Annotated in this window: 14 protein-coding genes; 12 read left to right on the top strand and 2 right to left on the bottom strand. The window is 56.8% G+C overall.

What is annotated here, in order from left to right:
* The first annotated feature begins 212 nt into the window (after window positions 1–212).
* The 3 genes from rpoB to LC354_RS02895 all read left to right on the top strand — a co-directional run bounded on the left by rpoB (window position 213) and on the right by LC354_RS02895 (window position 9742).
* Window positions 213–4349 (top strand): DNA-directed RNA polymerase subunit beta, encoded by a 4137-nt coding sequence (gene rpoB / locus LC354_RS02905; RefSeq protein ID WP_223421339.1) that lies wholly within the window; start codon window positions 213–215, stop codon window positions 4347–4349.
* Window positions 4350–4440: 91 nt separating this feature from the next.
* On the top strand, window positions 4441–8685 hold the full coding sequence (gene rpoC / locus LC354_RS02900) for a DNA-directed RNA polymerase subunit beta' (protein ID WP_223421338.1): 4245 nt from the start codon (window positions 4441–4443) through the stop codon (window positions 8683–8685).
* A 190-nt stretch (window positions 8686–8875) separates the two neighbouring features.
* A complete protein-coding gene (locus LC354_RS02895; protein ID WP_223421449.1) occupies window positions 8876–9742 on the top strand; it encodes a DMT family transporter in 867 nt (288 codons plus the stop codon).
* Here LC354_RS02895 and LC354_RS02890 read toward each other — a convergent pair.
* A complete protein-coding gene (locus tag LC354_RS02890) occupies window positions 9731–10540 on the bottom strand; it encodes a putative rhamnosyl transferase (protein ID WP_223421337.1) in 810 nt (269 codons plus the stop codon). The two genes, LC354_RS02895 and LC354_RS02890, sit on opposite strands and share 12 nt — an antisense overlap.
* Window positions 10541–10873: 333 nt before the next feature.
* Between LC354_RS02890 and rpsL the strand changes: the two genes are divergently transcribed.
* From rpsL to LC354_RS02850, 8 genes are all read left to right on the top strand, one after another.
* Window positions 10874–11245: a 30S ribosomal protein S12 gene (rpsL, locus tag LC354_RS02885; protein ID WP_024809820.1), complete on the top strand. Its 372-nt coding sequence runs from the start codon at window positions 10874–10876 to the stop codon at window positions 11243–11245.
* Between the two features lie 12 nt (window positions 11246–11257).
* Window positions 11258–11728 carry a 30S ribosomal protein S7 gene (gene rpsG, locus LC354_RS02880; RefSeq protein ID WP_223421336.1) on the top strand — a complete coding sequence of 157 codons (471 nt, stop codon included), beginning with the start codon at window positions 11258–11260 and terminating at the stop codon, window positions 11726–11728.
* A gap of 26 nt (window positions 11729–11754) precedes the next feature.
* Window positions 11755–13875 carry an elongation factor G gene (gene fusA, locus LC354_RS02875; RefSeq protein WP_223421335.1) on the top strand — a complete coding sequence of 707 codons (2121 nt, stop codon included), beginning with the start codon at window positions 11755–11757 and terminating at the stop codon, window positions 13873–13875.
* Between the two features lie 81 nt (window positions 13876–13956).
* Window positions 13957–15132, top strand: coding sequence for an elongation factor Tu (gene tuf / locus LC354_RS02870; RefSeq protein ID WP_223421334.1), 1176 nt, complete (start codon window positions 13957–13959; stop codon window positions 15130–15132).
* Between the two features lie 155 nt (window positions 15133–15287).
* On the top strand, window positions 15288–15602 hold the full coding sequence (rpsJ, locus tag LC354_RS02865) for a 30S ribosomal protein S10 (RefSeq protein ID WP_108838874.1): 315 nt from the start codon (window positions 15288–15290) through the stop codon (window positions 15600–15602).
* Window positions 15603–15616: 14 nt separating this feature from the next.
* A complete protein-coding gene (gene rplC / locus LC354_RS02860) occupies window positions 15617–16480 on the top strand; it encodes a 50S ribosomal protein L3 (protein ID WP_223421333.1) in 864 nt (287 codons plus the stop codon).
* Window positions 16477–17094, top strand: a complete 618-nt coding sequence (gene rplD / locus LC354_RS02855) for a 50S ribosomal protein L4 (RefSeq protein WP_223421332.1) — start codon at window positions 16477–16479, stop codon at window positions 17092–17094. The genes rplC and rplD overlap by 4 nt, the downstream gene beginning before the upstream one ends.
* Window positions 17091–17387, top strand: a complete 297-nt coding sequence (locus LC354_RS02850; protein ID WP_223421331.1) for a 50S ribosomal protein L23 — start codon at window positions 17091–17093, stop codon at window positions 17385–17387. Before rplD ends, LC354_RS02850 begins: the two co-directional genes overlap by 4 nt.
* 77 nt (window positions 17388–17464) lie before the next feature.
* On the opposite strand, the gene LC354_RS02845 is transcribed toward LC354_RS02850, so the two are convergent.
* Window positions 17465–17809: a phasin family protein gene (locus tag LC354_RS02845; RefSeq protein WP_223421330.1), complete on the bottom strand. Its 345-nt coding sequence runs from the start codon at window positions 17807–17809 to the stop codon at window positions 17465–17467.
* 242 nt (window positions 17810–18051) lie between these two features.
* Between LC354_RS02845 and LC354_RS02840 the strand changes: the two genes are divergently transcribed.
* On the top strand, window positions 18052–18690 hold the full coding sequence (locus LC354_RS02840) for a Crp/Fnr family transcriptional regulator (RefSeq protein WP_223421329.1): 639 nt from the start codon (window positions 18052–18054) through the stop codon (window positions 18688–18690).
* Window positions 18691–19000: the final 310 nt, after the last annotated feature.

The raw sequence follows: 19000 nt of genomic DNA, 5'->3' as shown, positions 1-19000 counted from the left end.
CATTGGGCTGGGTGCGCATATCGCGTGCCCGGCCTGACCTGTCTTGGCAAGGGTTTTGATCCAAAGCCTTTTCCAAGATGTGTTCAACAGATCGGGAGGCCATCGGTGGGACGGTGGCTGTGAATAGATCTGGACCCATCCTCTCGAAGGGGCAGCGCACCGTGGCCCGACGGCGCGCGCACCCAGAGAAACGCTGAAAGGTGACTTATAGTATGGCGCAATCGTTCCTTGGCCAGAAACGTCTTCGTAAATATTATGGCAAAATCCGTGAAGTTCTGGAGATGCCAAACCTCATCGAGGTTCAGAAATCGTCTTATGACTTGTTCCTGAACTCCGGCGACGCCGAAACCCCCACCGACGGTGATGGGATTCAAGGCGTATTCCAATCGGTTTTCCCGATCAAAGACTTCAACGAAACATCCGTTCTGGAATACGTCAAATATGAGCTGGAAAAGCCCAAATATGACGTAGAAGAATGTCAGCAACGCGACATGACCTACAGCGCGCCGCTTAAGGTGACGCTGCGTCTGATCGTGTTCGATGTGGACGAAGATACCGGCGCCAAGTCCGTCAAGGACATCAAGGAACAAGACGTCTTCATGGGCGACATGCCTCTGATGACCCCCAACGGGACGTTCATCGTGAACGGCACCGAGCGCGTGATCGTCAGCCAGATGCACCGGTCGCCCGGTGTGTTCTTTGACCACGACAAAGGTAAAACGCATTCGTCCGGCAAGCTCCTGTTCGCCTGCCGCATCATTCCTTATCGCGGCAGCTGGCTGGATTTTGAATTCGACGCAAAGGACATCGTTTTTGCTCGCATCGACCGTCGTCGCAAGTTGCCGGTCACGACGCTGCTTTACTCTCTTGGTCTGGACCAAGAGGCGATCATGGATGCGTACTACAACACTGTCACCTACAAGCTTGAGAAGAATAAAGGCTGGGTCACGCCGTTCTTCCCCGATCGCGTTCGCGGCACCCGGCCGACCTATGATCTGGTTGATGCCAAAACGGGCGAAGTGATTGCTGAAGCAGGCAAGAAAGTGACTCCCCGCGCGGTCAAAAAACTGATCGACGAAGGCGCTGTCACCGAATTGCTTGTTCCTTTTGAGCATATTGTCGGCAAGTTTGTCGCCAAGGACATCATCAACGAAGAAAACGGTGCAATTTACGTCGAAGCCGGTGATGAACTGACCTTGGAATATGACAAGGAAGACACGCTGATCGGCGGCACGGCCAAAGAGCTGATCGATGCGGGCATCACGGAAATCCCCGTGCTCGATATCGATAACGTCAATGTCGGTCCGTACATGCGCAACACCATGGCGAACGACAAGAACATGAACCGCGAAACCGCGCTCATGGACATTTACCGTGTCATGCGCCCGGGCGAGCCGCCCACCGTCGAGGCCGCGTCGAATCTGTTCGACACGCTCTTCTTTGACAGCGAGCGCTATGATTTGTCCGCTGTGGGCCGTGTGAAGATGAACATGCGCCTGGCCCTGGATGCCGAAGACACCCAGCGCACCTTGCGCAAGGAAGACATCGTCGCCTGTATCAAGGCGCTGGTCGACCTGCGCGACGGAAAGGGTGACATCGACGACATTGACCACCTCGGCAACCGGCGTGTGCGTTCGGTCGGCGAATTGATGGAGAACCAATACCGTGTTGGTCTGCTGCGCATGGAGCGCGCGATCAAGGAGCGGATGTCGTCGGTCGAGATCGACACCGTCATGCCGCAGGATCTGATCAACGCGAAACCGGCTGCTGCTGCTGTCCGCGAATTCTTTGGCTCAAGCCAATTGTCGCAGTTCATGGACCAAACCAACCCGCTTTCCGAAGTGACGCACAAGCGTCGCCTGTCGGCGCTTGGGCCTGGCGGTTTGACCCGCGAGCGTGCAGGCTTTGAAGTCCGCGACGTGCACCCGACCCACTACGGTCGGATGTGCCCGATCGAAACGCCTGAAGGGCCGAACATCGGTCTGATCAACTCGTTGGCCACATTCGCCCGCGTGAACAAGTACGGCTTCATCGAAACGCCTTACCGTGTAGTGAACAAAGGCCAGGTGACGGACGAAGTGCACTACATGTCCGCGACCGAAGAAATGCGTCACACAGTGGCGCAGGCCAACGCGACCCTGGACGAAGGTGGCAGGTTCATTAACGAAATGGTCAACACGCGGAAATCGGGGGACTATACACTGTCGCCGGTCGACAGCGTTGACTTGATCGACGTGAGCCCAAAACAGTTGGTATCAGTCGCTGCATCGTTGATCCCGTTCCTTGAAAATGACGACGCCAACCGGGCCTTGATGGGGTCGAACATGCAACGTCAGGCGGTTCCACTTCTGCAAGCCGAAGCCCCCCTCGTGGGCACCGGTATCGAAGAAGTTGTGGCCCGCGACTCTGGTGCGGCCATCATGGCGAAACGCGCAGGGATCATCGACCAGGTTGATGCGACCCGGATCGTGATCCGTGCCACGTCCGACCTTGAGTTGGGCGATGCGGGCGTCGACATCTACCGTATGCGCAAGTTCCAGCGTTCGAACCAGAACACCTGCATCAACCAACGTCCGTTGGTCAAAGTGGGTGACACGGTTGTCAAAGGTGAAGTCATCGCAGATGGCCCCTCCACCGACATGGGCGAATTGGCCTTGGGCAAAAACGTGGTCGTCGCGTTCATGCCGTGGAATGGCTACAACTACGAAGACTCGATCCTGATCTCGGAACGCATCAGCCGTGATGACGTGTTCACTTCGATCCATATCGAGGAATTCGAAGTCGCCGCCCGTGACACCAAGCTCGGGCCGGAAGAGATCACCCGCGACATACCCAACGTCGGTGAGGAAGCCCTGCGCAACCTCGACGAAGCGGGCATCGTCTATATCGGTGCCGATGTTGAGCCGGGTGATATTCTGGTCGGCAAGATCACACCAAAAGGCGAAAGCCCGATGACACCTGAGGAAAAACTCCTCCGTGCCATCTTTGGTGAAAAGGCCTCGGACGTGCGTGATACATCATTGCGTGTGAAACCGGGTGACTTCGGCACGGTTGTTGAGGTGCGTGTCTTTAACCGCCACGGTGTGGAAAAAGACGAACGTGCGCTTCAGATCGAGCGTGAAGAAGTTGAACGTCTTGCCCGTGACCGGGACGACGAGTTGGCCATTCTTGACCGTAACATCTATGCTCGTCTGGGCGACATGTTGCTGGGCAAAGAGATTGCCAAAGGTCCGAAGGGTCTCAAGGCTGGGTCGAACGTCGATGCCGATATGCTGGAGGCCTATCCGCGGTCCGCATGGTGGCAGATTGCCCTGAAAGACGAGCAGTCCGCACAAGTGGTCGAAGCGCTGAACGAGCAATATGAGGCGCAAAAGCGCACCTTGGATGCCCGTTTCGAGGACAAGGTCGAGAAGGTTCGCCGCGGTGACGATCTGCCCCCGGGTGTGATGAAAATGGTCAAAGTGTTCGTGGCGGTGAAGCGCAAGCTGCAACCGGGCGACAAAATGGCGGGTCGTCACGGCAACAAGGGCGTGATTTCGAAAGTGGTACCGATGGAGGACATGCCGTTCCTCGCGGATGGGACACCGGTCGATTTCTGTCTGAACCCACTGGGCGTACCATCGCGCATGAACGTCGGTCAGATTCTCGAAACCCACATGGGTTGGGCCGCGCGCGGTTTGGGAGTGAACATCGATGAGGCGTTGCAAGAGTATCGCCGCTCCGGTGATCTGACCCCTGTCCGCGAAGCGATGAGCCTCGCCTATGGCGATGATGTCTACGAAGAAGGCATCACTGGCATGAGTGAAGAAGACCTGATCGAAGCCGCGGGTAACGTGACGCGCGGTGTTCCGATCGCCACGCCGGTCTTTGACGGTGCGAAAGAGGCGGATGTGAACGACGCACTCAAGCGCGCGGGATTCTCGACCTCGGGTCAGTCGGTGCTGTTTGACGGCCGAACAGGGGAGCAGTTTGCTCGTCCTGTGACCGTGGGCATCAAGTACCTGCTGAAATTGCACCACCTTGTGGACGACAAAATCCACGCGCGTTCAACCGGTCCGTACTCGCTTGTCACACAGCAGCCGCTGGGTGGTAAGGCGCAGTTCGGCGGTCAGCGCTTTGGTGAGATGGAAGTCTGGGCTCTGGAAGCTTACGGCGCCGCTTATACCTTGCAGGAAATGCTGACGGTGAAATCGGATGACGTGGCAGGCCGGACCAAGGTCTATGAAAGCATCGTCAAGGGTGAGGACAACTTTGAAGCCGGCGTGCCGGAATCGTTCAACGTTCTCGTCAAAGAGGTCCGCGGTTTGGGCCTCAACATGGAACTCCTGGATGCGGAGGAAGACGAATAAGGAAATTCTTCGAATTTCCTCAGCCAAGATTTTTCGTACGAAAAATCTTGGCGCCGCTTCCAACGCATTGCCCAAAATTTGAGGTAACAAAATGAACCAGGAACTTACAAATAACCCGTTCAACCCGCTGACGCCGCCTAAGGTCTTTGACGAGATCAAGGTATCGCTTGCGTCGCCCGAACGGATCCTCTCGTGGTCTTTTGGCGAGATCAAAAAGCCCGAGACTATCAACTATCGGACCTTCAAGCCCGAGCGTGATGGCTTGTTCTGTGCGCGTATCTTTGGCCCGATCAAAGATTACGAATGTCTGTGCGGCAAATACAAACGCATGAAGTATCGCGGCGTTGTCTGCGAGAAGTGTGGCGTTGAAGTCACCTTGCAAAAGGTCCGCCGCGAGCGGATGGGTCACATCGAGTTGGCTGCACCCGTCGCGCACATCTGGTTCCTCAAGTCTCTGCCGTCGCGCATTGGGTTGATGTTGGACATGACGCTGCGTGATCTGGAGCGGGTTCTGTACTTTGAGAACTACGTTGTGATCGAGCCTGGTCTGACGGACCTTAGCTATGGCCAGATGCTCTCTGAAGAAGAGTATATGGATGCGCAGGATGCGTTTGGCATGGATGCTTTCACCGCCAATATCGGTGCCGAAGCAATCCGCGAAATGCTGAGCATGATCGACCTTGAGGCCGAAGCGGACCAGTTGCGCGCCGACCTCAAAGAGGCGACGGGCGAGCTGAAGCCGAAGAAGATCATCAAACGCTTGAAAGTCGTTGAATCGTTCCTTGAATCCGGCAACCGCCCTGAGTGGATGGTTCTGACCGTGATCCCCGTGATCCCGCCGGAACTGCGCCCGCTGGTGCCGCTTGATGGAGGGCGTTTCGCGACATCCGACCTGAACGATCTTTATCGTCGGGTGATCAACCGGAACAACCGCCTCAAGCGTCTGATCGAACTGCGTGCACCCGATATCATCGTCCGCAACGAAAAGCGGATGTTGCAGGAATCCGTTGATGCATTGTTCGATAACGGGCGTCGTGGCCGTGTGATCACGGGGGCCAACAAGCGTCCGCTGAAATCGCTGTCCGACATGTTGAAAGGCAAACAAGGCCGCTTCCGTCAGAACCTTTTGGGCAAACGCGTCGATTTCTCCGGTCGTTCGGTGATTGTGACCGGCCCGGAGCTGAAACTGCACCAATGTGGTCTGCCGAAAAAGATGGCGCTCGAGCTGTTCAAACCGTTCATCTACTCGCGGCTTGAGGCCAAGGGTCTGTCCAGTACCGTCAAGCAAGCCAAAAAGCTGGTGGAAAAGGAGCGTCCCGAAGTTTGGGACATTCTTGATGAAGTTATCCGCGAACACCCTGTCATGCTGAACCGTGCGCCAACGCTGCACCGTCTTGGCATTCAGGCGTTCGAACCGGTCCTGATCGAAGGCAAGGCAATTCAGCTGCACCCGCTGGTCTGTTCGGCCTTCAACGCGGACTTTGACGGTGACCAAATGGCCGTGCACGTTCCCTTGAGCCTTGAAGCACAGCTTGAAGCCCGCGTGTTGATGATGTCGACAAACAACGTCTTGTCGCCCGCCAACGGCGCGCCGATCATCGTACCTTCGCAGGATATGATCCTCGGTCTATACTATGTGACCCTGGAGCGGACTGGCCTCAAGGGCGAAGGCATGGTCTTTGGCTCGATCGAGGAAGTGCAGCATGCGCTCGACAGTGATGTCGTGCACTTGCACTCCAAGATCACCGCACGGGTCCCCCAGATCAATTCCGAAGGTCTGGAAGTGATGGAGCGGTTCGAAACGACTCCGGGCCGGGTTCTTTTGGGCGCTCTTCTGCCACTGAACAACAAAGCGCCGTTCTCGCTGGTCAACCGTCTTCTGCGGAAGAAGGAAGTGCAGCAGGTCATCGACACCGTCTACCGCTATTGCGGTCAGAAAGAGTCGGTCATCTTCTGTGACCAGATCATGACTATGGGTTTCCGTCACGCCTTCAAGGCAGGCATTTCGTTCGGCAAGGACGACATGCTGATCCCGGACACGAAATGGCCCATCGTTGATGAGACCCGTGAGCAGGTGAAAGACTTCGAACAGCAGTACATGGACGGTCTGATCACTCAGGGCGAAAAGTACAACAAGGTTGTCGATGCTTGGTCCAAGTGTAACGACAAGGTCACCGATGCCATGATGGGCTCGATCTCGGCGGCGCAAGTCGACGCGGATGGCTCTGAGCGTGAACCGAACTCGGTTTACATGATGGCGCACTCCGGTGCGCGTGGTTCGGTCACGCAGATGAAACAGCTGGGCGGGATGCGCGGTTTGATGGCGAAGCCGAATGGCGACATCATCGAAACGCCGATCATCTCGAACTTCAAGGAAGGTCTGACCGTTCTTGAATACTTCAACTCGACTCACGGTGCCCGTAAGGGTCTGTCGGATACAGCTCTGAAAACGGCCAACTCGGGTTACCTGACCCGTCGTCTGGTGGACGTAGCACAAGACTGTATCGTGCGCAGCCGTGACTGCGGCACCGAAACGTCGATCACCGCCGAAGCGGCGGTGAATGATGGTGAGGTTGTCTCCTCGCTGGCGGAACGTGTTCTGGGCCGTGTTACGGCCGAGGACGTCTTGCGCCCCGGTACGGACGAAGTGCTGATCGCGCATGGCACGCTGATCGACGAACGTATGGCAGATGCAGTGGACGAGGCGGGCGTGCAATCGATGCGCATCCGGTCGCCTTTGACATGTGAAGCCGAAGAAGGCGTCTGCGCCACGTGCTACGGCCGTGACCTTGCACGCGGTACCATGGTCAACACCGGCGAAGCGGTTGGCATCATCGCCGCCCAATCCATCGGTGAACCGGGCACACAGCTGACAATGCGGACATTCCACATTGGCGGCGTTGCGCAAGGTGGCCAGCAGTCGTTCCTCGAGGCCAGCCAAGAGGGCACGATCGTCTTTGAGAACGCGCAAACGATTGCGAACTCTTCGGGCGAGACTCTGGTCATGGGCCGGAACATGAAGCTGATCATTCAGGACGAAAATGGCGACGAGCGCGCAAACCACAAGCTGGGCTACGGTACGACGGTGTTCGTGACCGAAGGTCAGAAAGTGGTTCGTGGCGAGAAGCTGTTTGAGTGGGATCCCTACACTCTGCCGATCATCGCTGAAAAATCCGGTACGTCGAAATATGTCGATCTTGTCGGCGGCATTGCCGTGCGTGACGAGACGGATGACGCGACGGGTATGACACAGAAGATCGTGATCGACTGGCGCGCTGCCCCCAAAGGCAACGAACTCAAGCCTGAGATCATTCTGGTGGATGCCGATGGTGAACCGGTCCGCAACGATGCTGGCAACCCGGTGACCTATCCGATGTCTGTTGACGCGGTTCTGTCGATCGAAGATGGCGACGAAGTCAAGGCGGGTGACGTTCTTGCGCGAATTCCGCGCGAAGGCGCCAAAACCAAGGACATCACCGGTGGTCTGCCACGTGTGGCCGAACTCTTTGAGGCACGTCGCCCCAAAGACAACGCCGTCATCGCGGAAATCGACGGCTATGTGCGCTTCGGGAAGGACTACAAGAACAAGCGTCGCATCGCGATCGAGCCCGCGGACGAGACCATTGAAAAGGTCGAGTACATGGTGCCCAAGGGCAAGCACATTCCTGTTGTCGAGGGCGATTTCGTCCAGAAAGGCGACTACATCATGGACGGCAACCCGGCCCCCCACGACATCCTTGCGATCATGGGTGTAGAGGCGCTGGCGGATTACATGATCAACGAGGTGCAGGAGGTCTATCGTCTTCAGGGCGTGAAGATCAACGACAAGCACATCGAGGTCATCGTGCGTCAGATGCTTCAGAAATGGGAGATTCAGGACTCCGGCGACACCACGCTGCTCAAGGGCGAGCATGTGGACAAGCAAGAGTTCGATCAGGCCAACGAAAAGGCGGTGTCCAAGGATGGACGTCCTGCGAAAGGTGAGCCAATTCTCTTGGGTATCACCAAGGCGTCGTTGCAGACCCGCAGCTTCATTTCTGCGGCGTCGTTCCAGGAAACCACGCGTGTTCTGACCGAAGCATCGGTGCAGGGCAAACGTGACAAACTGGTCGGCCTCAAAGAGAACGTCATCGTGGGCCGCCTGATCCCGGCGGGCACCGGCGGGGCAACCCAGCAAATGCGCAAGATTGCGACAGATCGTGACAACGTCGTGATCGAAGCACGCCGCGAGGAAGCTGCAGCCGCCGCCGCTCTGGCCGCGCCAACGTCTGACGATATCGCTGGTGGTGATGTGTTCGACACGGTTGTTGACCATGGGGAAGACAGCCGCGATTAAGTCGCGCTAAAAAAGACTGAGTAAAAGCCCCTGCGTTCTGCGCGGGGGCTTTTTTTGTGCGCAGTGTCTGCGAGACGGAAAGCGGAAAGATGCAAATCTGGACGGCTTCGTTTGCCCGCATTCTGCGCGGAGCAGGCGCGCGATTTCCATGGCGCGATATGCAAACCGGTGCTACCGCTCCGACATGCCAATGTCTCCGAATATGACCGGTGTGGTCCTGATGATAGCGTCGATGGCGTGTTTCACGCTGAACGATACGCTGATCAAATTGACTGACGGTGCCGTGCCGCTGATGCAGCTCTTGTTCCTTCGGGGCGTGCTGTCATCGTTGCTGATCCTGATGCTGGCGCGATATCTGCGCGCGTTGCATTTCAACATTGCCCGCAGGGATTGGGTGCTGATCGGCATTCGGTCGGTGGCCGAGGTCGGCGCAGCCTATTTCTTCATTACGGCACTTCTTAATCTGCCCCTGGCCAATGTCACTGCCATCCTTCAGGTCCTGCCCCTGACGGTGGCCGTTGGCGCAGCTTTGTTCTTTGGGGAGCCCTTGGGATGGAGGCGCATGGCGGCGATTCTGTTGGGTTTCATCGGCATGCTGCTGATTGTGCGGCCGGGTGCGGAAGGATTCAGCATCTGGTCACTCTATGCGTTGATTGCCGTGGCCTGCGTGACGGTCCGGGATCTGGTGACACGCAAACTCACGCCGGGTGTGCCGTCGATGACTGTCACATTCGTGGCTGCCGTGACGGTCATGCTGTTCGCCGGGGTGGCCTCGACGGCGACGGAATGGGTTCCGATTACGCCGCGTCTTGCGGTGTTGATCGGTGGGGCATCTGTCTTGATCATTGGTGCGTATTTCTTCTCGGTGCGCGTCATGCGTATCGGCGAGATTACACTAATTGCCCCCTTTCGCTATACTGGCCTGATCTGGGCGCTGGTGCTGGGCTGGGTGGTGTTCGACGACTGGCCAAGTGCCCTGACCTTGCTGGGGGCCGGGATCGTGGTCGCCACCGGGCTGTTTACGCTGTACCGCGAGCGGGCTCTTTCAAAGCGCTGAAAATGCGGCGCGTACGGCGTCACAGTCAATGTTGAAGCGTTCGCGCATCAGCGCTTCGTCTGTCTCATCCATGAGGGTCAGTTCATGCTGCCTTGCGGATCGGCCCTGACGCGAATCGTTGAACGCATTGTGCCCCCGCAGCATCATGACACTGTCGGTGAGAGTGACCGTGGTCATCCGCTCGGCGAGTTTGTGATGGGCAAAGTTCATCACCGTCAAGCGCGAGGCCGGAGGCACCATCATGGCGAGCCCGGCCGTTTGATAGGGGATCGTGGTTTTCGCCGCAGCGATCCCTTTGGGCCCCGGCTGGACGATGAACCCGCGATTGAAGTCAATGGCCAACAGGTCCTTGAGTGCGACGAGCGCTTGAACATCCCGTGCTACATGCCGCAGCCGCTGTACAAAATCCACGGCCACGGCATCGTCATCATCCATGCGAAATTGCAGGCAGGGCGTGCTGTGGTCCGTGCGCACGCTGTTGATGATCTTTTTCATGATCGGACGATGTTGGGCCGGGGCATGAGTCTGGATCACGGCTTGCGGGACGTCCTCCAGCAAGCTTTCCAGGCGGTTGCGATAGGTGTCGGGCAACGTTTCGCCAATCACCACGACAAGGGTGAAGTCCGGGTCAGTCTGGGCGCGCAACGAGGGCAGGGTGATCGTTTCAAACGTCGCAAAACGCTCATTCAGGCGTGCAGGCGCGTACAGATAATCGAGTTTACTTTGGAAGCTGTCGAAGTCGATTTGAAAGCCGCCGATCGCGGGGTAGGAAAATCGACACAACCCGATTACTTGCATCCTGATTGCCCCTGTATTCCAAGCCAGTTACGCCGTTGAGTTTGCATCAGCGTCACAAGGATGCGCAAGCCGCGTGTGGCTGTTGACACCACCCCCGACTCCCCCTATACGCCCGCTATCTCGGGAAGGGGTTAACGCCTCAGGACCGAAATCAGAACCGAAGTGGACACGATCCGGCCTTTGCATTGGCCCGATCCTCTGGAAACCCACCGCGTCGCCCCTCATGGGAGCGATAGCGGTTTTTGCGCTTTTGTGGACGCACAGGAGCGATGTATTGAAACCGCGGGGCCGCCCCGCACGACATATGTTGATGAGACGGGGAAAAGACCTGCAATGCCAACGATCCAACAGCTGATCCGCAAGCCGCGCCAGCCCAAAGTAAAACGCTCGAAGTCCCTTCACCTCGAAGGCAACCCGCAAAAGCGGGGTGTGTGCACGCGCGTTTATACAACGACACCCAAAAAGCCGAACTCGGCCATGCGTAAGGTTGCCAAGGTGCGCCTGACCAATGGTTTTGAGGTTATCAGCTACATTCCGGGTGAGAGCCACAACTTGCAGGAACACTCCGTTGTTCTGATCCGCGGCGGTCGTGTCAAAGACCTTCCCGGTGTGCGTTACCACATCCTGCGCGGTGTCCTCGACACCCAGGGCGTCAAAGACCGTAAGCAACGCCGTTCGAAATACGGCGCCAAGCGTCCCAAATAAGGAGAGCAGTAGATGTCACGTCGTCACGCCGCTGAAAAACGCGAAGTCCTGCCGGACGCCAAATATGGCGATAAGGTTCTGACAAAATTCATGAACAACCTGATGGTCGATGGTAAGAAGTCGACTGCAGAAAGCATTGTTTACAATGCGTTCGACCGGGTCGAAGCCAAGATCAAACGCGCGCCTGTAGAAGTCTTTCACGAAGCGCTGGAAAACATCCAGCCATCCGTTGAAGTTCGCTCGCGCCGTGTTGGTGGTGCCACCTACCAGGTACCCGTCGAGGTTCGCCCCGAGCGCCGTCAGGCGCTTGCCATCCGCTGGCTGATCAATGCCAGCCGTGGTCGAAATGAAAACACGATGGAAGAACGCCTTGCAGGCGAACTGATGGATGCTGTGCAATCCCGCGGTTCCGCCGTCAAGAAGCGCGAAGACACACACAAGATGGCCGACGCCAACAAAGCGTTCAGCCATTACCGTTGGTAAAACTGATCTCCTGAGGAAGCAGCCCCATGGCACGCGATTATCCGCTCGACCGCTACCGCAACTTTGGCATCATGGCTCACATTGATGCCGGCAAAACCACATGTTCGGAACGCATCCTGTTTTATACAGGCAAGTCCCACAATATCGGTGAGGTGCACGATGGTGCAGCCACCATGGACTGGATGGAGCAGGAACAAGAGCGTGGCATCACGATCACTTCGGCTGCGACCACAACCTTCTGGGAGCGCACCGAAGACGGTGAAACGCCAGACACGCCCAAGCACCGTATGAACATCATCGACACCCCCGGCCACGTGGACTTCACCATTGAAGTTGAGCGTTCGCTGGCGGTTCTCGATGGTGCAGTTGCCGTTCTGGACGCCAACGCCGGTGTTGAGCCTCAGACTGAAACCGTTTGGCGTCAAGCTGACCGCTACAAGGTGCCGCGTATCGTGTTCGTCAACAAGATGGACAAGATCGGCGCTGATTTCTTCAACTGCGTTCATATGATCAAAGATCGTACAGGTGCCACACCGTGCCCGATCCAGATCCCGATTGGGTCAGAGACCGAGCTGGAAGGCATGGTCGATCTGGTCACCATGGAAGAATGGGTCTGGGAAGGCGAAGATCTGGGCGCGTCCTGGGTCAAAAAGCCGATCCGTGACAGCTTGAAAGCGCAAGCCGACGAATGGCGCGCCAAGATGATCGAAGTCGCTGTCGAAATGGACGACGATGAGATGGAGAAGTATCTGATGGACGGCGAAGAGCCGGACGTCCCGACACTTCGCCGTCTGATCCGTGCCGGTACGCTTGCGATTAAATTCATTCCCGTTCTGTGTGGTTCGGCGTTCAAGAACAAGGGTGTGCAGCCTTTGCTCAACGCCGTGATCGACTATCTGCCATCGCCGATGGACGTTGTGGATTACATGGGTTTCAAACCCGGTGACGAGACAGAAACACGCAACATTCCGCGCCGCGCGGATGACACCATGGCATTCTCTGGTCTGGCGTTCAAAATCATGAACGACCCGTTCGTTGGCACGCTGACATTCACACGAATCTACTCGGGCGTGCTGAACAAGGGTGATACGCTTCTGAACTCGACCAAACAGCGTAAAGAGCGCGTTGGCCGTATGATGATGATGCACTCGAACGACCGTGAGGAAATCACGGAAGCGTTCTCGGGCGATATCATCGCGCTTGCCGGCTTGAAGGACACCACAACCGGTGACACGCTTTGCGCCGTCAACGATCCTGTGGTTCTGGAAACGATGACGTTCCCTGATCCAGTGATCGAGATCGCCGTTGAGCCCAAAACCAAGGCTGACCAAGAGAAAATGTCGATGGGCCTTCAACGTCTGGCCGCCGAAGATCCATCCTTCCGCGTGGAAACTGACCTGGAATCCGGTCAGACCATCATGAAAGGCATGGGCGAACTTCACCTCGATATTCTGGTGGATCGTCTCAAGCGCGAGTTCAAGGTCGAAGCCAACATCGGTGCCCCGCAAGTGGCCTACCGCGAGACCATCGGCCACGAGGTCGAGCATACCTACACCCACAAGAAACAATCGGGTGGTTCGGGGCAGTTCGCCGAAGTGAAACTGATCATCTCGCCGACAGAGCCAGGCGAAGGCTATTCGTTCGAGTCCCGCATCGTCGGTGGTTCCGTGCCCAAGGAATACATTCCGGGTGTCGAAAAAGGCATCAATTCTGTCATGGACAGCGGTCCTCTGGCCGGTTTCCCGGTGATCGACTTCAAGGTGGCCCTGATCGACGGCAAGTTCCACGATGTTGACTCGTCCGTTCTGGCCTTTGAAATCGCTGCACGTATGGGCATGCGTGAAGGCATGCGCAAAGCGGGCGCGAAACTGCTCGAGCCGATCATGAAAGTCGAAGTTGTGACGCCTGAAGACTACACAGGCGGCATCATCGGCGATCTGACGTCGCGTCGCGGTCAGGTTCAGGGTCAGGATACACGTGGCAATGCCATCGCGATTGACGCACAGGTGCCGCTGGCAAACATGTTCGGCTACATCAACACCTTGCGGTCGATGTCGTCGGGTCGTGCGAACTTCACGATGCAGTTCAGCCACTACGAACCGGTTCCGTCGAACATCTCGGAAGAGATCCAGTCGAAATACGCATAACGGGATGGCGGGAATACCCCGCCCTACCCACAACTCGGTAAGGGCGGGGCTTGCTCCGCCATCCAACTCAAGGAGGCCATCATGGCAAAGGCAAAGTTTGAACGTAACAAACCGCACGTTAACATCGGCACGATTGGTCACGTTGACCACGGCAAGACGACACTGACGGCTGCGATCACGAAGTATTTTGGCGATTTCCAAGCCTATGATCAGATCGACGGCGCGCCCGAAGAAAAAGCGCGTGGGATTACCATTTCGACTGCTCACGTCGAATACGAAACCGACGCACGTCACTATGCCCACGTTGACTGCCCCGGCCACGCCGACTACGTCAAGAACATGATCACCGGTGCTGCCCAGATGGACGGCGCGATCCTGGTTGTGAACGCTGCTGACGGCCCGATGCCACAGACTCGTGAGCACATCCTGCTCGGCCGCCAGGTGGGTATCCCCACAATGGTTGTCTACATGAACAAAGTGGATCAGGTTGACGACGAAGAGCTGTTGGAACTGGTGGAAATGGAAATCCGCGAGCTTCTGTCGAGCTACGAGTATCCTGGCGACGATATTCCTGTGATCCGGGGTTCCGCCCTGGCCGCAATGGAAGGCCGCGACCCAGAAATCGGTGAAAACTCGATCCGTGAGCTGATGGCCGCCGTGGATGACTTCATCCCAACGCCTGAGCGCGCGATTGACCAGCCGTTCCTGATGCCCGTCGAAGACGTGTTCTCGATCTCCGGTCGTGGTACAGTTGTGACCGGCCGTGTTGAGCGTGGCGTGATCAATGTCGGCGACAACATCGAAATCGTTGGCATCAAAGACACCCAGACCACGACGTGTACTGGTGTTGAAATGTTCCGCAAACTGCTTGATCGCGGTGAAGCGGGCGACAACATCGGCGCCCTGCTGCGCGGTATCGACCGTGAAGCTGTTGAGCGTGGCCAGGTCCTGTGTAAGCCAGGTTCGGTTAAGCCGCACACCAAGTTCGAAGCAGAGGCCTATATCCTGACCAAGGAAGAGGGTGGCCGTCACACGCCATTCTTCGCCAACTATCGTCCACAGTTCTACTTCCGGACCACCGACGTGACCGGCACAGTGAACTTGGCCGAAGGTACGGAAATGGTTATGCCGGGCGACAACGTGTCCTTTGGTGTTGAGCTGATCGCGCCAATCGCGATGGAGCAAGGCCTGCGTTTTGCGATCCGCGAAGGTGGCCGCACCGTCGGCGCCGGCGTGGTTTCCAAAATCACCGAGTAAAACGGACAGGGCGCGCCCTCAGGTGCGCCCGACCCCGGATATGCAAGGCGGACCCGTGGTCCGCCTTTACAAAAAACAGACGCGATGAGGGGCACCGATGAGCGATGCTCCTCCTCTCCGTTGAAAGACCCGAATAAGGGAACACGATAATGGCAATGCAAAGCCAAAATATCCGCATCCGTTTGAAGGCGTTTGATTACCGTGTGCTGGATGCGTCCACACAGGAAATCGTAAACACCGCCAAACGTACCGGTGCGTCCGTGCGCGGCCCGATCCCGCTGCCGAACAAAATCGAAAAGTTCACCGTTCTGCGTGGTCCCCACGTTGACAAGAAATCCCGTGACCAGTTCGAGATCCGGACGCACAAGCGTCTGCTCGACATCGTTGATCCGACCCCCCAGACCGTTGACGCGCTGATGAAGCTCGACCTCGCCGCTGGTGTGGATGTCGAGATCAAATTGCAGTCATAAGGGGGGTATAGAATATGCGCTCTGGAATACTCGCAAAAAAAGTCGGCATGACCCGCCTGTTCATGGAAGATGGCAAACAGATTCCTGTGACCGTGCTTCAGATGGACGGCCTTCAGGTTGTCGGCAACCGTACATCGGACAAGGACGGCTACACCGCTGTGACACTTGGCGCCGGGTCGCCAAAAGTGAAACGCGTGAGCAAAGCCATGCGCGGCCACTTCGCCGCCCAAAAGGTTGAGCCCAAGCGGAAGTTGGTCGAGTTTCGCGTGACCGAAGACAATCTGATCGGTGTTGGTGAAGAAATCATCGCCGATCACTATTTCGAAGGTCAGTTCGTCGACGTCACGGGCACATCGATTGGTAAAGGCTTTGCCGGCGCCATGAAACGCCACAACTTCGGCGGACTGCGTGCTTCGCACGGTGTTTCGATCTCGCACCGTTCGCACGGCTCGACAGGTCAGTGTCAGGATCCCGGTAAGGTTTTCAAAGGCAAGAAAATGGCCGGTCACATGGGTGCGGCCAAGGTGACAACGCAGAACCTTCAGGTTGTGCGCACCGACTCCGATCGTGGTCTGATCATGATCAAGGGCGCCGTGCCCGGATCAAAAGGTGGTTGGGTGACCGTCAAGGACGCGGTCAAAAAGCCGTTCCCTGAAAACGCAATCCTGCCCGCAGCTCTGAAATCTGCCCGCGAAGAAGCAGCCAAAGCCGCTGAAGAAGCTGCAGCCGCAGCCGCCGCAGAGGCCGAAGAAGCCGCCGCAGCAGCCGCCGCAGAAGAGCAAGCCGCAATGGAAGCCGCCGAGGCCGAAGAGGCAAAGACGGATGCTGTGGCCGAAGCAGAAGCTGCTGAAGCACAGAAGAAAGAGGGTGATGCATGAAACTCGATGTAATCAAACTCGACGGCGCCAAAGCGGGCGATATCGAGCTGGATGCAGACCTGTTTGGTCTGGAACCACGCGCCGATATCCTGCACCGCGTCGTTCGCTGGCAGCGTAACAACGCGCAGGCTGGTACGCACAAGGTCAAGACGCGGTCCGAAGTGAACTATTCGACCAAGAAGATCTATCGTCAGAAGGGCACCGGCGGCGCACGCCACGGCGCGCGGTCTGCTCCGATCTTCCGCGGTGGTGGTATCTACAAGGGTCCCGTGGTGCGTTCGCACGGCCACGACCTTACCAAGAAGTTCCGTAAACTGGGCCTCAAGCACGCTCTGTCCGCCAAAATGGCCGCAGGCGAGTTGGTGGTGATCGAAGACGCGTCCACATCCGGCAAAACCGGAGCTTTGGCCAAACAGGTCAAGGATCTGGGTTGGAAACGCGCGTTGGTCATTGACGGGGCATCTGTGAACGAAGACTTCCTCGCCGCGTCCCGCAACATCGAAGGTCTGGATATCCTGCCGTCGATGGGCGCAAACGTATACGATATCCTCAAGCGTGACACTCTGGTGATCACCAAAGCGGGTATCGAAGCACTGGAGGCTCGCTTGAAATGAGTGCCAAGGCAGAACACTACGATGTGATCCGCAAGCCGATCATCACAGAGAAAGCGACAATGACGTCCGAAAATGGCGCCGTTGTGTTCGAAGTGGCGATCGACAGCAATAAGCCGATGATCAAGGAGGCTGTCGAAGCGCTCTTTGGTGTCAAGGTGAAGGCCGTGAACACGACCATAACCAAAGGCAAAGTCAAACGGTTCCGCGGTCAACTGGGCAAGCGCAAAGACGTCAAGAAGGCGTATGTGACGCTTGAAGAAGGCAACACAATCGACGTGAGCACCGGGCTGTAAGGTTCGGGCGCAACGCCGATCAGACTTTGACCCCGGCTGCGAAAGTAGCCGGGGTTTTCTTTTGCTCGCACACCGCGTCAGAGTGGGATGTCGTCGTACTTACGGGAATGGTCCCGTTTTGCCTCGTCCGACGTTTGTTGCACCGTTTCGGTCATCAATTCAAACATCCGGGTAGACTGGTTCGCACAGAGTTGTGAGACGGCCTGACAATAGTCAAACTGCCGCTGCACCAGATCAATGGGAGTCTTGCACGATAGCAGGGAACGTTGCGCCTCAAGATCCTGTTGCAGACGATTTACAGCGAATTGTGCGCATTCGCTCGCAAGACCGAACCAAGCCTTGGTCATGGTCGGGCCAAAGGTGACCATGGCGCTGGTCATAGAGGCAGTGGGATCGAGGGAGGGGGCTTTGTGCTTTGCCATTTTGAGCCTTTCTTTAGATTTGCGTGCCATCATCGCACGGTCTGGAGATGGTCCGGAGTCTAACGGTTGTGCGCATGCGCGGCTTTGATCTGAATCGTTAAGGTGACTTTTTTGGGAAATGACAAGACGGAAGTTCGAACAGGGGTTGCATGTACGCGTTCTGATTGCGGCCAACGTTTGACAATGTGCATTCTACCGTGTCTGTCCGATGCACCTACAGACGCAAAAGCGGCGGTGTTTTGATGGACCAAACGACTCTTTTTCTGGAGACCTCGAATGAGCTGCGCCGTGTTTTTGACAAAGGCTTCGTATCCTTGCATCTGCAAGCTGGCGAGGTGGTGTGTGAGCAGGGTGAGCACGATGATCGCCTGTTCATCCTTGAAGCCGGTCTTTTGGAAGTCTGTGTGTTTTCCGTCGAAGGTCGAAAACTCTCATTAAACCTCTTGCGCCCGAGAAGTGTTTTTGGCGAAATTGCGCTTTTTGATCCCGGTCCACGCACAGCACGTATCGAAGCGACCGAGGCAAGCCACGTGCGCTATATCCGTCAATCCAGCCTGATGGAGGCTGTCAAAGTGCAACCGCATCTGGCGGCGGAATTGTTGAGCCTGGCCGGGAAACGCCTGCGATGGCTGGCCCGGCAAGTCGAGGAACAAGCCTTTCTCGCGCCGACCGCCCGTCTGGCGGCCAAGACGCTTTTTCTCGCAGGGGAGGGCGGAAAGATTGCGATGTCGCAGTCCCAATTGGCGGATTATGTCGGCATAACGCGCGAGATGGTGTCCAAGACACTGGCCGAATGGAGGCGTGAAGAGATCGTATCGGTGTCGCGCGGTTTGATCGAGGTGTTGGACAAAGACGCCTTAAGTTCGAAACTCGACATTTAGAAACTCGACATTTAAAATTAACTAAATCTTATGCTCTGTGAACGTGTTCACAGAACTTGTGCCGCACTTCTGCGACTGTCGAATCGAGGCCAATTGGGACTCTTGTGTTTGTTGTCTTGGGGGACAACTTACTTTTTGGTCCCATGTGACGCTCCAGATTGGAAGGGGCAAGGACCATCGCGGTCAGTTCGGAAATTGATGTCGAATGTCTACGCTGCGGTGGTCTGTCTTACTAGGCAGCGGACTCATAAAACTCGATCCACAGCCTGACGGATGCCAGTTTGATCATCGACAGGAAATTGCGTGATGT

This window comes from Tateyamaria pelophila (genome assembly GCF_019966495.1).
Taxonomy (GTDB): Bacteria; Pseudomonadota; Alphaproteobacteria; order Rhodobacterales; family Rhodobacteraceae; genus Tateyamaria; species Tateyamaria pelophila.
This window is presented reverse-complemented; position numbering and strand designations above follow the sequence as displayed.